Origin of the sequence: Curtobacterium sp. MMLR14_006 (assembly GCF_001864985.1) — a bacterium.
Lineage (GTDB): Bacteria > Actinomycetota > Actinomycetes > Actinomycetales > Microbacteriaceae > Curtobacterium.
This window is the reverse complement of sequence record NZ_MJGU01000022.1, coordinates 448,776-462,731: the sequence shown is the minus strand read 5'-3', so window position 1 is coordinate 462,731 and position 13,956 is coordinate 448,776. Positions and strand designations below refer to the sequence as shown.

14 protein-coding genes are annotated in these 13,956 nt (G+C 69.3%); all 14 read right to left on the bottom strand.

The window, feature by feature from the left end:
* Positions 1-5: 5 nt before the first annotated feature.
* The 14 genes from rpsL to BIU94_RS11255 all read right to left on the bottom strand — a co-directional run bounded on the left by rpsL (position 6) and on the right by BIU94_RS11255 (position 13,949).
* Positions 6-374 (bottom strand): 30S ribosomal protein S12, encoded by a 369-nt coding sequence (gene rpsL / locus BIU94_RS11320; RefSeq protein WP_071259748.1) that lies wholly within the window; start codon positions 372-374, stop codon positions 6-8.
* A 257-nt stretch (positions 375-631) separates the two neighbouring features.
* Complete coding sequence (locus tag BIU94_RS11315) at positions 632-1,765, bottom strand: hypothetical protein (protein ID WP_071259735.1); 1,134 nt, start codon at positions 1,763-1,765, stop codon at positions 632-634.
* 36 nt (positions 1,766-1,801) lie between these two features.
* The gene (locus tag BIU94_RS11310) at positions 1,802-2,287 is read right to left on the bottom strand and encodes a DUF6121 family protein (RefSeq protein WP_071259732.1); all 486 of its coding nucleotides are present in this window, start codon (positions 2,285-2,287) and stop codon (positions 1,802-1,804) included.
* 27 nt (positions 2,288-2,314) lie between these two features.
* Entirely contained in the window at positions 2,315-2,914 is a 600-nt protein-coding gene (locus tag BIU94_RS11305) for a hypothetical protein (protein ID WP_139195979.1), read from the bottom strand.
* A 160-nt stretch (positions 2,915-3,074) separates the two neighbouring features.
* On the bottom strand, positions 3,075-3,830 hold the full coding sequence (locus BIU94_RS11300) for a hypothetical protein (protein WP_071259725.1): 756 nt from the start codon (positions 3,828-3,830) through the stop codon (positions 3,075-3,077).
* Complete coding sequence (locus BIU94_RS11295) at positions 3,827-4,600, bottom strand: hypothetical protein (protein ID WP_083404760.1); 774 nt, start codon at positions 4,598-4,600, stop codon at positions 3,827-3,829. Before BIU94_RS11295 ends, BIU94_RS11300 begins: the two co-directional genes overlap by 4 nt.
* The gene (pilM, locus tag BIU94_RS11290) at positions 4,597-5,649 is read right to left on the bottom strand and encodes a type IV pilus assembly protein PilM (protein WP_071259722.1); all 1,053 of its coding nucleotides are present in this window, start codon (positions 5,647-5,649) and stop codon (positions 4,597-4,599) included. Before pilM ends, BIU94_RS11295 begins: the two co-directional genes overlap by 4 nt.
* Before the next feature lie 61 nt (positions 5,650-5,710).
* A complete protein-coding gene (locus tag BIU94_RS11285; RefSeq protein ID WP_368073089.1) occupies positions 5,711-6,523 on the bottom strand; it encodes an A24 family peptidase in 813 nt (270 codons plus the stop codon).
* Entirely contained in the window at positions 6,520-8,382 is a 1,863-nt protein-coding gene (locus BIU94_RS11280) for a hypothetical protein (protein WP_071259719.1), read from the bottom strand. The genes BIU94_RS11285 and BIU94_RS11280 overlap by 4 nt, the downstream gene beginning before the upstream one ends.
* Positions 8,382-9,089 (bottom strand): PilW family protein, encoded by a 708-nt coding sequence (locus BIU94_RS11275; protein ID WP_071259715.1) that lies wholly within the window; start codon positions 9,087-9,089, stop codon positions 8,382-8,384. Before BIU94_RS11275 ends, BIU94_RS11280 begins: the two co-directional genes overlap by 1 nt.
* A complete protein-coding gene (locus tag BIU94_RS11270) occupies positions 9,089-10,438 on the bottom strand; it encodes a prepilin-type N-terminal cleavage/methylation domain-containing protein (RefSeq protein WP_071259712.1) in 1,350 nt (449 codons plus the stop codon). The genes BIU94_RS11275 and BIU94_RS11270 overlap by 1 nt, the downstream gene beginning before the upstream one ends.
* Positions 10,439-10,525: 87 nt before the next feature.
* On the bottom strand, positions 10,526-10,954 hold the full coding sequence (locus BIU94_RS18215; RefSeq protein WP_071259708.1) for a type II secretion system protein: 429 nt from the start codon (positions 10,952-10,954) through the stop codon (positions 10,526-10,528).
* A gap of 185 nt (positions 10,955-11,139) precedes the next feature.
* A complete protein-coding gene (locus BIU94_RS11260) occupies positions 11,140-12,372 on the bottom strand; it encodes a type II secretion system F family protein (RefSeq protein WP_083404759.1) in 1,233 nt (410 codons plus the stop codon).
* Entirely contained in the window at positions 12,372-13,949 is a 1,578-nt protein-coding gene (locus tag BIU94_RS11255) for a type IV pilus twitching motility protein PilT (protein ID WP_302846699.1), read from the bottom strand. The genes BIU94_RS11260 and BIU94_RS11255 overlap by 1 nt, the downstream gene beginning before the upstream one ends.
* Positions 13,950-13,956: the final 7 nt, after the last annotated feature.

The window sequence follows — 13,956 nt, the reverse complement described above, 5'->3', positions numbered from 1 at the left end:
CTAACTCAACCCTTCTTCGCGCCGTAGCGGCTGCGAGCCTGCTTACGGTTCTTGACTGCCTGGGTGTCCAGGGCGCCACGGATGATCTTGTAACGGACACCCGGGAGGTCCTTCACACGACCGCCGCGGACGAGCACCATCGAGTGCTCCTGGAGGTTGTGGCCCTCACCGGGGATGTAGGCCGTGACCTCGGTGCCGTTCGAGAGCTTGACACGAGCGACCTTGCGCAGTGCCGAGTTCGGCTTCTTGGGGGTGGTGGTGTAGACGCGGGTGCACACGCCACGCTGCTGGGGGTTCGCCTTCAGGGCGGGCGCCTTGGTCTTGGTGACCTTCGGCGCGCGACCCTTGCGAACCAGCTGCTGGATGGTAGGCAACTGTTCTCCTGGTTCTTCGCTCGTGCTCTCTGGCCGGCGCGATCCGCCGGCTTCCTCGTCCCATGCTGATCACCGCCTGACGGCGGAGAACGGTGGGGGACGGAGTGGTCCGACCGGGCGATGTGGCCCGCCGGACTTTTCGGGCGCGCCCGAGGGCGCACACCCAGTAGAGACTACCCGCGGGGCGGGGTGAAATCAATCCGGGGCAGGAGCGGTCGCGCCGTCGGTCGCTGCGCCCGGTCGCCGGGGCGCGGGACTCACGAACCGGTGTCGGAGGACCCGTTGCCGACGGCGGACCGGAACGTCGCGCCGTCGTCGCCGAAGCCGGTGACGTAGCCGCTCGCGTTCACGTTGAGCGGGCCGGCCGATGCCGTCCCGGTCCCGCCGGCGCCCGCGATGTCAGCCGTGAACGTCGCGCGGCCGAAGGTCGTCGTGGTGACCAGCCAGCCGTTCGACGTCCAGCGGCTGACGTCGACGACCGGTCGCGAGACGAGGGTCCACTTCTGGTTGGTGTAGGTGTAGGCGGGGTCCTGGCCGTAGGCGTAGAAGCTGCACCCGGGGGGTGCGGCCTCCTTCGAGGCGATGCAGCCGTCGACCCAGGCGTCGACCGCCCGCTCCGCAGCCCGGACGCCGGCGTCCGTGAGCGACGCCTGCATCCGCACCGGTGTCGAGACGTCGTCGCCGAACCCGCGCACCGTCGTCTCGCCGCCGTCCGCGGTCGTCCACTTCCCGCCGGCGTAGGACACCGCGTACGTGCCGGGCAGCGCCCGCAGGCTCAACGTGCCGTCCTTCGCCGTCCGCGCCGTGCTGCCGTCGACGCGCACCGCGGCGGGGGTGGGGCCGTCGACGTCCACGACGACGGAGCCGAGTTCCGGCGCCTGCAGCTCCCACACCGGGAAGACCCCCCAGTCCGTCCCGGTCTGCTCGAGCGTGAAGGTGGCTGCCACGTCCTGGCCGCCCTGCCGCAGGTACGCCCGGACCGTCGCGGTGTCCCCCTCGGTGCTGGTGGCCGCGATGCGGTAGCCGGTCACCTTGTTCCGAGCCTTCGCGTAGGCGGCCGGGCGCAGCAGGACGTCGGACTCCTCGGGGTCGATCCCTGCGGCGTCCAGTGCCGCGTCGACACGTCCTGCCGTCAGGTCGTCGAGGAACGCGCGCACCGGGCGGTCGGCCGCGTGCGTGGCCGTCCCGATCGAGAACCCGACCACACCGGCGACGAGCAGGAGCACGACGGCCGTCGCCCCGGCGACGATCCCGATCACCTGCCGGCGGCGGAGACGGCGTGCGGGGCGTGCGGCCACCGCGGTGGTGCCGGACGCGTCGTGGGTGCCGCGGATCGAGGCCACCGGTGGGACGGCGCCCCAGCCGTCCTGCTGCTCCTGCTGGTCGGTCATCGTTCCCCCGTTGCGAGTGCGTCGTGCCCCGGAAGACTACCGCCCGGCCTGGTCGTCGCCCGCGATCGTCGTCCCCCGCTGCCCGCCCGCGTCGGCGGCGGCACGGGCCGCTCGTGCCTGCTGCTTCGCCGTCGCCGTCCCGCCCACGACGGACAGCAGCGCGACCACGACCGACCCGACCACGAACGGCCCGAGGGCGTAGCCGGCAGGGAAGACCACGAGCTCGGTCGCGTCGCCACGGAGCAGCGCGTAACCGACGGACCCGACCCCGAGCATGACGAGGTAGACGGTGGCGGCCGCGACGAGACCGGTCACGCCGGGGTTGCCGTCCCGCGCGCCGACGGCGGTCGCGAGGAACACCACGAGCGCACCGCCGACCACCATCGCCGGGCCGAGGTACGGGGTGGCGTCCGGCTGGGAGATGATCTCGACGTCGGCGAGCAGGGCCTCGAAGCCCGTGACGGCGACCACGAGCGCGATGAAGAGGACGGACGTCATCGTCGCGATCAACCACCGGGACATGGGCTGATCGTATCGCCGTCCGACGGGTCAGCGGGCGGTGTCGGTCCGGGCGGCGCGCTGAGCGGCTTCGTCGGACCGGCCGGCCTGCTCCTGCGCCGCGGCGACGAGCGCGAGGGCGATCGTCGCGGTGATGATCGGGACGGTCTCCGTCATCGGCGCCGGAGCGGTCGCGGGGACGGGACCGGGACCGGAGTCGGCCTGGAGGCCCGGGGCCGCGTCCGCCACGGACGCCGCGTCGGACTCGTGGTCGCGCACCGCGGGGCCCATCACCGGCAGGACGCCCGTGGTCGCCGGGGGCTCCGTGTGCAGGACCGGGGCTCCCCCGCCGGCGTCGCCAGCCCCGTCGCGCCGGACGCCGTCGGTCGGCTCGGCTCGACGGGCGGCCCGACGGGCCCGGCCCATCCGGACGAGGACGACCACGGCGACGACCGCCCAGATGCCGTTCACGATCGTCGAGGGGATCGCGTGGTGCGCGGCGACGTTCACCGCGACCGCGAGGCCGCCGACCAGGTTGAAGAGTTGGTAGACGGGGCCGTTCGGCAGCTTCCCCGTCGAGAAGAGGATGTAACCAGCGAGGACGGTTACGGCTCCGAACCAGCCGAGGAACTCCACGATTCCGACCAACACGCGCGACTCCGGGCACGACGGGAACGGCCGATCCGAGCCGACCGTTCGAGAGGGGACGAGCAGCCGCGATCGCGGGCTCGGGAGCATCGTACGCACAACGACGACTGTCGCGGAAGTGGGGTCGGCGTGCCGCGCCCGGCCCCACTTCACGGGGGTGGGCTCAGCCCTTCGCGGCGGCGCCCGAGTCCGTGGTCAGGACGTAGACGTAGCCGCCGAAGGTCCAGGTCTGCCCAGCAGACGCATCTGCCTCTGCCCCTTCCGTCGCCGCTCCGCTCGACTCCGCCGAGGAGATCTCGTTGATCAAGAACAGCCGCTCGCCCGACTGGGTACCGGCGACGAACTGCCGGGCCTGGTCGAACGTCCCGTCCACGGAGACCGTGACGGGGATCAAGGACATGTTCGACGAGTTGATCACCGGGTTCGTGAACGTCGTCGGCGGGGCCGGCGTGGTCGGCGTCGCACTCGCAGAGGCTTCCGAGGACGGAGCCGCCGAGGCGGTCGCCGACGGACTCGCCGACGGCGCGGCGGCGGCGCTGCCCGTTGCGGACGACCCGACCTCAGCGGCCGGGGGCGTGTACGGCAGGGCGTCGTCGGTCGTGATCGACGACACCGTCACCCCCGTCGCACCGGCGACGTCGTAGAGCTCCCCGTAGAAACGCGACATGCTCGCCGTCGCCGGAACGGAGGCCTGGAGCTTCTCGAGCTCGTCACGCATCGCCGGGAGCTTCTCGGCCTGCTTGCGCAACCGGGCCAGTTCGGCCCTGCTCGATGCGTTCGTCCGGTCGACGTCGACCTGCTGGGCGCGGCTCGAGGCGGCCTGGGCCAGCTGGGGCTGGACGCCGACGAAGAAGCCCGCGAGGACGACCGCGGCCATCGCCACGACGGCGAACACCATGGAGAGGCGGTTCTTGCTCACTGGGAGTCCTGGCCCTTCGTGTACGTGCGGTCGTAGGCCTTCTCGTTGACGTGGATGGTCATGTTGACCGTGTAGGACCCGCTGCTCGGATCGAGCGTCACCGAGTTCGCGGTCGCGTCGACGAAGCCGGGGAGCCCCTTCACGGAGTCGAGCCACTCCGGCAGGGAGGGCAGGGTCGGGGTCGCCACGTCGAGGGTCAGGGTGGCGATGCGTGATCCCTGCAGCGGGGCGTCCGCTTGGGCGTACGACTCGATCGGCGATGCAGAGTCCACGTTGAGGCCCGTGATGGACACACCACCGGGCAGGGAGGACTCCACCTTCGCGAGGTAGTCACCCCAACCGATCTGGGTGGAACCGCCGACGGCCTGCGCCGATTCGAGCAGCGACGTCGACGACTCCGTCGTCCGCACGTCCGAGTACTGCTGCTGCTGCTGCAGGATCGACAGCGACTGTTCCTGTGAACGGGCCAGCTCGGTCTTCGCCTGTGCGGCGAGCATCGCAGTCACGCCGACGCCCGCACCCGCGACGAGGACGAGGATCACGACGCCGAGCCAGAGCCGACGGGTCACCGCGCGCTCGCGTCGGTGCACGAGCACCTCGGGGGGCAGCAGGTCGACACTCGGGAACCCGCCGATGGTCAGGGGCTGACCCGAGCCGCGCTGCCGCTTCTGGCGGTCCTGCGGCGCCACGGTGACCGCGTCGACGCTCGCCGCCTTCCCGGCCTTGCGGGAACGAGGCTGCCGCCCCGTCCCGATCGTCGCCTGGCTCATGCTGCTTTCCCTCCGACCGCGAGGCCCCAGGCGACGGCGATGGCGCTGCCGTTCGCGTCCAGGGACTCGGTGGTGATCGATCGCGCCGTGCGGGCGCCCTCGAAGGGCGCCGCGTTCCGTACCGGCAGACGGGTGTACTCGGCCAACGAGTCGGAGAACCCGGGGAGCGCGGCTCCACCGCCGATGAGTCGCACGTCCCCGACCGGCTCCGACGGTCGGGTGTTGGCGAAGTAGTTGATGGTGTTCCGGAGACTCGACAGGAGCTCCTGCGCCGACTCGCGCACCGAGGCGATCGCCATCGCGTCGTCGGGGGTGCGCGCGGACAGCTCGCGCATGCCGAAGTGCCGCTTGACGGCTTCTGCTTCGTCCTCCGAGATCGACATCCGACCGGCGAGGGTCCTCGTGATGTCGTCGCCACCCGTCGGGACGATGCGGACGAACTTCGGCACTCCGTCGGTGACGACGACGACGGTCGTGGTGTTGGCGCCGCACTCGACGATGGCCGTCGTGCCACGGTGGTTGCGCGGCGTCACCACGCGCGACAACGCGAACGGGATCAGGTCGACCGCGACCGGGTTCAGGTCGGCGGCCTGTGCGGCACGCACGTTCGCCAGGACGGCGTCCTTGACCGCGGCCACGAGGAGGCCGGAGACGACCGGGCCGTTCTCACCGTCGCTCTCGCCGGTGGGGTAGAAGTCGAGGATGGCGTCGCCGACGGGTACCGGGAGCATGTCCTGCACCTGGAAGGGCAGCGACTCGCGGATCTGCGCGATCGGCGCCTTCGGCACGGTGAGGTCACGCGACAGGACCCGTTGGTTGCCCATCCCGAGGACCACGTCGCGGGTGCGGAACCGACCGATCGACCACAGCTGCTTGAGCGCCGCAGCGACGGTGTTCGGTTCGAGTACCTCGCCCTGCCGGGTGGAACCGGCCGGCACCGGTACTTCGGCGAACCGCACGATGGTGGGTTCGGCGCGGTCGGGGTCCTGGACCTCGACCGCTCGGATCGCGGAGGCTCCGATGTCGATGCCCACGATGTTCTTCGCCATGGCTGCTTCCTGGTTCGTTCGGGTCGGTAAGGGAGACGTCGATGGGGCGCGCGGCAGCGGGTCAGAGGCCGAGCAGGTGGAGGTAGGCGTCCCAGATCGGCGTGCCCAGGACGATCCCGGTCCAGGCGCCGACGAGCATCCAGGGCCCGAACGGGATCCCGGTGCGACGACCGGTCCGTCGGACTGCGAGAAGGACGATCGCGAAGATACCGCCGAGCAGGAAGGCGCTGAAAGAACCCACTGCGAGGGGTCCCCATCCGAGGTACGCGAGCACGAGCCCCAGGACGCCGGCGAGCTTCACGTCACCGAGTCCCATCCCGCCCGGTACCGCGATCGCCAACACCAGGTAGGCGGAACCGAGCACGCCACACCCGACGAGTCCGCGCACGAAGGCCCCCCAGTCACCGGACACCACCGTCGCGGCGAGCAGGAGTGCGCCGAGGACGACGTACGACGGGTACACGATGCGGTTCGGGAGGGTGTGCGTGTCGAGGTCGATCAGGGCGAGCGCGACACTGACGGCCATCAGGTAGAGCAGCGCCGCGGCCAGCACGACCTCCTGCACCGTTCCGCCCACCGAGCCACTCCGCGTGGCGACGAGGACGCCGACGAGGGCGAAGAGGACGCATGTGGCAGCCTCGACGAGCGGGTAGCGCACCGAGATCCGCGTCGCGCAGTCACGGCACCGTCCGCGGAGCACGACCCAGGAGAGCACCGGGACGTTGTCCCGATGTCGGATGTGGTGTCCGCAACCAGGACAGGCGCTCGGCGGGCTGACCACGCTCATCCCTGCGGGGACGCGGTGCACGACGACGTTGAGGAACGAACCGATCAGCAGGCCGAGCAGCCCGCTCATCCCCGCGACGAACGTCACAGCGCAGCCCCGGAGGCGTCGTACGCCGTCTTCGACTCGACCTGCGTCGCGACCGTGTAGGTGGTGATCGTCGGCTGCGGGAACTTCGGAGGCGTGTAGGTCCGCAGGCTGCTGTCGTACTGGTAGTCCTTCGAGTAACCGGTCCCACTCGCGAGGCCCACGGCTCCGCGCCAGTTCTGCGCGATCGACCCGTTGACCGTGAGCTGGCCACGGCCGGCCGTCGAGCCCTTCGTCCAGTTCTGCACGACGAAGGTACCGGCGTTCGAGAGGATGGAGGCGTCGATCCGGCGGTCGTCACCAGCGGTGGGCGCAGCCGGGACACCAGAGACGGTGAACGGGTTCCAGACCCACACGGCCTCCTGGCCGATGAGTCCGAGGACCGTGGACGCCGTGCGGTTCGCCGGGTAGGTGATGTCCCCCGTCACGTACAAGTAGTTCTCCGCCGCGATCGTGACCGCCTTGTCGACGACGCCCTGCACGAACACGTCTCCTCGATCGCAGCCGTAGGGGTTCGAGACGTTGGCACCGCCCCCAGCGGTCGGCGTGATCTCGGAGTTGTTCTTCTGCATCGTCGAACTGCCGGCCGTCGACACGTACGGGAATCCCACGCCGTTGGCGACCTGGTTCGTGACCGGGCTCGCGGCTACGTCGCAGGCGTTCTGCTTGTTCTTGAAGGCCGACGCGTCCCAGTAGTTCGGGTCCTGGGTGCTCCCGGACCGCTGCGCCGGTTCGTTCTGCACGTAGACGATGTTGTTCGTCGGGATCGGCACGGTGGCGCCTGCACCCTGCAGCGCCGCGACGGTACCGCACTTCGCCGAGTTGCCGTTGCTGCCCGACACGATGACGGCACCGGCCGAGGCGGTCTGCCCCTGCACCTGGGTGGCGATGGTCATCGGGGACTGCACCGTCATGGTGCCGTTGCCGTTGAAGGTGATCTTCGTCGGACCGGTGTAGAGGCAGCCGACACCTTCGACCGTCTCGGTCGTGGACGGCAGATCGGTCCGGGCGTAGTCCCGGAGGTTGCCGATGGTGGCCGGCGGCGTCAGGGTCGACGTCGTCGTGGGTGTCTGCGCGAAGGTGGCCTTCTTGCTCGTGGAGCAACCGCTCGTCGTGTAGCTGTAGACGCTCTGCACGGTGCTGTCGAACGTCGAACCGCAGATCATCAGCCGGTCGTTCGACCGGACGGGACCCTGCAGCCGGTCGTTCGGACCGAACTGGATCTGCGCGCACGTCGTGCTGGTCGCGAGCGGCTGGTACGCCGAGGAGCACAGCGCGGAGCTCCGGTTCGAGTAGGTCTCGTTGGTGACGCTCGGTTTCCCGGACTCGTAGTTCGTGTAGTACAGGTAGTTCGAGAAACCGTCCGGGCGGATGTTCGCGATGAAGGTGCGGGACGTGGTGCCCGACTTCCCGGTCACCTGCAGGCGGATGAGCCCCTGCGAGCCGAGCTTCGAGTTGTCGACGGCGTACCGGTAGGCGGCGTCGGAACGCTTGCCGTCAGCGCCGGGCACCCACACCCACGTCGAGTCCCCGCCGCGCTCGTAGGCGAAGGCAGGGTTGCTGCCCGTTCCGGACGGGAACGTGCTGCCGGTCGACCGGCTGAAGGGTGCCGACGCCTGCCCGTACAGGCCGTAGGAGTTGTCGGCGTTCAACCGCGCCTGGTAGTCCGCGATCCCGGCCTGTGCGGCCGCAGCAGCGCGGAGCCAGGCGGTGTCCTTCGCCGTCACCCGTGCGCCGCTCGTCGAGGTGGCGACCATCGTCGCGACGAGCAGCATCACCACCATCGCGATGCCGAGCACCGCGGGCAGCGCGAAGCCGTCTTCACCGCCGCGCAGACGGTCGGACCGGACGAGACGACGCATCAGCTTCCTCCGAGGGCGACGTTGACGAGGGAGACGGTGTTGGTCAGTACGACGGCGTTCGGATCGTTCTCGCCGGTACCAGTGGTCACGGTCACCGTGACGGCGGCGATCTTCGGCAGGTCCGCAGCCGACACCGGAGCCGACGGCGTCCCGAGGACACCACTGCTCGCGGCCGAGTAGGTGAAGGTGGTCTTGCTCGGCACGATCCCCGTTGCGAGGACACGCGTCGTCGTCGGGGTCGCCGACAGCGTCGCGGAGGCACTGGTGGCGAAGGTGGAGTACGGCATCTTCGCTGTCCAGCCCGATCCGCTCCAGGTGGTCTCGGTCAGGGTGCGCGCGACGGGGTCGATGGTGAGCTGCACCTGCTGCGTCCTCGAGTCGGACGAGGTGGTGTCCACGAACGTGAAGAAGCGCACGCTCGACGCGCTCGCGTACTGGAAGGCGTTCTGCGGATCCGTCCCGGTCGGCACGGGGTTCTGCGTCGCGGACTGCAGCATCCGGGTCGACTCGTTCATGGCGTTGGCGGCGAGCCGCGTGTTCGACCCGATGTTCTTCGCCTGCACGGCGGTGCGCTGCGCCGAGACGAAGAACGACGCAGCGACGGCCAGGACGATGAGTCCCATCGACATCGCGACGATCAGCTCGGCGAGCGTCACCCCGGCCTCATCGCGTCGCGCCCGGTCGAGCAGGTCGGCGACTCGGCGCATCACGGCGCCACCGGGACGACGCGGGGATCCAGGGTCACCACGTTCTTCGAGGCGCTCACCGTGACGTTGTCGGCACCCGGGGTGGCCGAGATCGTCGCGACGGCCGTGCTGGCGTTGGTCGTCGACGTGCCCTCTTGCAGCGTCCACGTCCCGTACGGGAGTGCGATGTTCGTGACCGACTTCGCGGACAGACCGGCGAAGGTGTAGCGCACGGACGGGGAGCACCCCGGGTCGCCGTTCGCCACGGCGCTCGTGTTCTTGACCGTTGCCGTCAGGACGGTGTTCGAGCCCTTCAGCTGCACACCGACCACGCCCATCGCGATCTGTGCCGTCGAGCTCTCGCCTGGCATACCGCCGATGGCGGGGCCGAGGATGTCTGGGTCGGTCACCAGCTTGTCCGCGGTCGGCCACGTCGTCGGATCGACGTTCCGGCAGGTCGTCGAGAAGGCGCCGCCGAGTGCGTTCCAGCCGTCGGTGTACGGGAACACCGAAACGGTCGATGACGTCGCCGCCTGGATGGTGTCGCCGTGCCGGACGACACCGGTGAACCCGGTCGGCAGCGTCGCCGTCGTGTTCGCGTTCGTCGCGTACGTCATCGTGATGGACGCAGGCAGGTCGTAGGCAAAGCTCTTGCTCGCGACCGATCCGGCACGCGGGGTCACGACGTCGGACGTCTTGCCGTCCGGGGTGATGTTGCCGCTCTTGTTGATCGTGACGGTGTAGGACCCCGGGGTGACGTTGAGCACGTAGGTGCAGCCGTCGCTGTCCGTCACCGGGGGCTGCGCGGTGAGCGCCGCTGCTCCTGTCCCGGACACCGGGGTGACCTGGACGGAGACTCCGGGGTTCGGACCACCGTTCGCGGTCTGCACGCCGACGACGATCGTCGAGGAGTCGTTGGTCGACACGGAGGACGGTGGGGCGACCAACGTGTCGAGGCCGACGCTCCGAGGCGTCGCCGTCGGGCTGCTCCGCCAGCTCACCGAGACGTTGACCCGCTTGTACGACAGCTGACCGGAACCGGCGCCGCAGGTGTTGTCCGTCCCCGAGGAGGTGATCCAGCTGGTCTTGCGGGTCACGGTGTAGTCCCGCTTGCCGACCGTCTTCGTGGTGGTGCCTCCGGACACGGAGAACACGTCAGCGTTGCTGCGCACTGCGGTGATGTCAGCGGCAGCGAGGTTGAGCGCGGTCTCACGGGAGCGGTTGTCCTGTGTGAGCGCGAGAGTGCCGACGATCCCGGTCGCGACGCCGGCGGCGATGAGCGCGAACACCACCATCGCGACCATCACCTCGATGATCGTGAAACCGCTCTCGTCGTCGGAGGCGCGCACGCTCTTGGCGATGGTGCGCATGCTTGCCTCCACAGACGGTCGAATTCGGGATGATGCTGACGAGGGCGGGGCACGACGCGAGCCGTTCCCCGCCCTCCGGAGCCTTAATCAGGCGCAGGCGCCCTCGACGACCTGCGAGGTGTTCGAGATGCTGTAGGCCTTGTTCGTCTTCGTGTTCTTGCCGTTGACGCACCACGTGGTCGCACCGGTAGCGGGAGTGGCCTTGTAAGCAAGTCCGTTGTCCGAGCTGACCGAGTAGCCGTAGTCACCCAGCGTGGCCTGGTCCAGTGCCGGCGGGAGGGTGCCCTTGTCGGTCTGGTAGGCGACGATCGCGGTCTTGACGTTCGACAGGTCGGACTGCACCGAGGAGTTGCGGGCGTTGTTCTGGACGTTCAGGTACACCGGGATCGCGATGGCCGCGAGGATGCCGATGATGATGACGACGACCAGGAGCTCGATGAGGGTGAAGCCCTTCTCCTCTTCGGCCAGGAGACCCTTGCGGCGAGCTTCGAGCTTGCCCATGAGAGCGAAGTACATGATTGTTTCCATTCTGCGGGGAATGAGGGGAATGTGAATTCGGGGCTTGCTCTGCCGCCGCACATCAGCGTATTCGGGCTGATTTGGCGGGCCAATCCCGAGAACGGGGGCCATCGAGGGCAGAGAAGACCCCCAGTGCGGGGGCGATGGAATGCTCGTATCGCCCCCGCACTGGGGGTCGGGAATCAGGAAGCGCCCTCGATGACGCTCGTGATCTGGAAGATCGGAAGGTAGAGCGCGATGATCATGCCGCCGACGACGACGCCGAGGAAGGCGATGAGCAGCGGCTCGATGAGCGACGTCAGCGCCTCGGTGGTGGCCTCTACTTCGGCGTCGTAGAACACGGCGATCTTCTCGAGCATCACCTCGAGCGACCCGGCGTCCTCACCGACCGCGACCATCTGCGAGACCATCGACGGGAAAACGGGTTCCTTTGCGAGCGGCCCCGCAATTGATTCGCCTTTCCGCACTGATTCGCCGACATTGTTCAGTGCCCGTTGTACGACAAAGTTGTTCGACACTTCTCCGACGATGCGCAATGCCTGCAGGATCGGGACGCCGGCTCCGATCATGTCCGAGAAGTTCCGGGCGAAACGCGCGATCACGATCTTCTTCTGCAATGCCCCGAACACCGGCAGGCGCAGTGCGATGGGGTCGACGAAGGCGCGTACGCGATCGGTGTTCTTGTTGGCGCGCCACCAGAACCAGAAGACCGCGATGGCGATCGCCAGCGGGATCGCGACGTAGCGCATGGCGTGGGACAGGTACACGAGCATCATCGTCGGCAGCGGGAGCTTGCTGCCGAGCCCCTCGAACATGCTCTGGAACACGGGGACGATGAAGATCAGCATGATCACGACGGCGAGCAGCGACATCACGAGCACGACCACCGGGTAGGTCATGGCCGACTTGATGGTCGTCCGGAGCTTGTGCTCCTTCTCGAAGTTGGTCGCGATCGATTCCATCGCCTTGTCGAGAAACCCGCCCGTCTCGCCCGCGCGGATCATGTTGATCATGATCGGCGGGAAGTCGACGGGGAACTTCGCGACCGCATCGGAGAAGGCGACGCCGCGCTCGACCTCGTCGCGGACCTGACCGAGGATGGTCCGGAGACGCCTGCTCTCGGTCTGGTCAGCGAGGATCGAGAGTGCTCGGAGCAGGGAGAGCCCACTCGCGAGCATCGTCGCACCCTGCCGCGCCATGATCGCGAGCTCCTTGAGCTTGATGCCCGCCTCGAAGCCCGGGATCTTGATCTCGGCCTGCAGACCGGTGCCGGCCTTGGACTCGGTGATCGCGATGGGCGAGACGCCCATGCCCCGCAGGCGCTGGACGACGGCGCCCTCGGACGCGGCGTCGAGCCGCCCCTTGACGAGCTTGCCGGCGCCGTCCCGGCCTCGGTAGTCGAACGCGAGCGACATCAGTAGCCTCCGGAGAACTTGTCGCCGAAGTCGATGCCGCTGGCGGCGATCGCGGCGGCCGATGAATCGGACGGGGACTCGACGCGCTGCACGAGCCGGTCGAAGCCGTCCTCGTCGTGCACCTTCTCCATCGCGGCCTTCCGCGAGATCGTGCCGACGTTGACCAGTTCCGCGAGGTCCTGGTCCATGGTGTGCATGCCGAGGTCACGCCCGGCCTGCATGGCCGAGGTGATCTGGTACGTCTTGCCCTCGCGGATGAGGTTCCCGATGGCGGGCGTGATCGTCATGATCTCGGTGGCGACCACACGGCCGACACCGTTCGCCTTCGGCACGAGCGTCTGGCAGACGACGCCCTGCAGGGTGGCCGCGAGCTGCGTGCGGATCTGGCCCTGCTGGTGCGGCGGGAAGACGTCGATGACGCGGTCGATCGTGCCGGGGGCGCTCTGCGTGTGCAGGGTGGCGAACACCAGGTGGCCGGTCTCGGCGGCGGTGAGGGCGACGGAGATGGTCTCGAGGTCGCGGAGCTCGCCGATGAGGATGACGTCGGGGTCCTGGCGGAGCACGTGCTTGAGCGCCGAGGCGAAGGAGTGCGTGTCGGCACCGACCTCGCGCTGGTTGATGATGGCGCGCTTGTGCTCGTGCATGAACTCGATCGGGTCCTCGACCGTCACGATGTGGTCCGCGCGGCTCTCGTTCACCAGGTCGATGAGGGCGGCGAGCGTCGTCGACTTGCCGGAACCGGTGGGCCCGGTCACGAGCACGAGGCCGCGCGGCAGGCCGGCGAAGTCGCCCACGTGCTCGGGGATGCCGAGCTGCTTGAGCGTCTTGATCTTCGTCGGGATGATGCGGAAGGCCGCGCCCCAGTTGCCGCGCTGCTGGTAGTAGTTCACGCGGAACCGGTACTCCGGCGAGAGCGAGTACGCGAAGTCGAGTTCCTGGTCGTGGTCGAACTGGCCGGCCTGCTCGACGGACAGCAGCGTCTTGAGTGCCGCGATGACCTTGCCACGCGACCACGCGCCTCCCGGCACGGCGGGGCGGAGCGAGCCGTCGACGCGGACGGTGGGCGGGGCGTCCGCCGTGACGTGCAGGTCGGACGCACCCTGGTAGACGACCTGGGCGAGTGCGGTGATGAGGTCCGGGTCGGCGACCTCGCGGGCGTGCCGCGAGAAGTCGATGTCACCCGACGACGAGCCCGCGGCCGGCGCGGCGGGAGCCGCCGGCGGGGTCGCGTGGTGCGCGCCGCTGTACGGGATCGCCGGCAGCTGGTGCGTCGGCGCCTCGGTGTACCCGTAGGTCGCGATCGACGACGGCACCGCTGCCGGCGGCGTCGCGGGGGCGGCGAGGGGCTGCGCCACCGGGACGGCGATGGGCGAGCCGGTGGGGGCCGGCCAGGCCATGGTGTCGTCGCCGAGGTCGTAGACCTGCTCGGGCGCGGCCGCCGGGACAGGCGCCGTGGGGGCAGCCGACGCGAGTCGGGCGGCTCGTCGGGACCCCACCTCGGTACCGGGGTTGCCCGGGTGCCAGCCGGCGACGGGCTCGTCGCCGGGGGTCGTGATGTCGTACACGGAATCGGTCATCGCTCGT

What these genes read in the sequence shown, in the direction of transcription:
- BIU94_RS11275 (WP_071259715.1), bottom strand. Translation starts at nt 9,089, where the DNA reads ATGCGCCGAGTCGCCGACCTGCTCGACCGGGCGCGACGCGATGAGGCC.
- BIU94_RS11295 (WP_083404760.1), bottom strand. Translation starts at nt 4,600, where the DNA reads ATGAGCCAGGCGACGATCGGGACGGGGCGGCAGCCTCGTTCCCGCAAG.
- pilM (WP_071259722.1), bottom strand. Translation starts at nt 5,649, where the DNA reads ATGGCGAAGAACATCGTGGGCATCGACATCGGAGCCTCCGCGATCCGA.
- BIU94_RS11315 (WP_071259735.1), bottom strand. Translation starts at nt 1,765, where the DNA reads ATGACCGACCAGCAGGAGCAGCAGGACGGCTGGGGCGCCGTCCCACCG.
- BIU94_RS11310 (WP_071259732.1), bottom strand. Translation starts at nt 2,287, where the DNA reads ATGTCCCGGTGGTTGATCGCGACGATGACGTCCGTCCTCTTCATCGCG.
- BIU94_RS11260 (WP_083404759.1), bottom strand. Translation starts at nt 12,372, where the DNA reads ATGTCGCTCGCGTTCGACTACCGAGGCCGGGACGGCGCCGGCAAGCTC.
- BIU94_RS11270 (WP_071259712.1), bottom strand. Translation starts at nt 10,438, where the DNA reads ATGCGCACCATCGCCAAGAGCGTGCGCGCCTCCGACGACGAGAGCGGT.
- BIU94_RS18215 (WP_071259708.1), bottom strand. Translation starts at nt 10,954, where the DNA reads ATGTACTTCGCTCTCATGGGCAAGCTCGAAGCTCGCCGCAAGGGTCTC.
- BIU94_RS11255 (WP_302846699.1), bottom strand. Translation starts at nt 13,949, where the DNA reads ATGACCGATTCCGTGTACGACATCACGACCCCCGGCGACGAGCCCGTC.
- BIU94_RS11280 (WP_071259719.1), bottom strand. Translation starts at nt 8,382, where the DNA reads ATGCGTCGTCTCGTCCGGTCCGACCGTCTGCGCGGCGGTGAAGACGGC.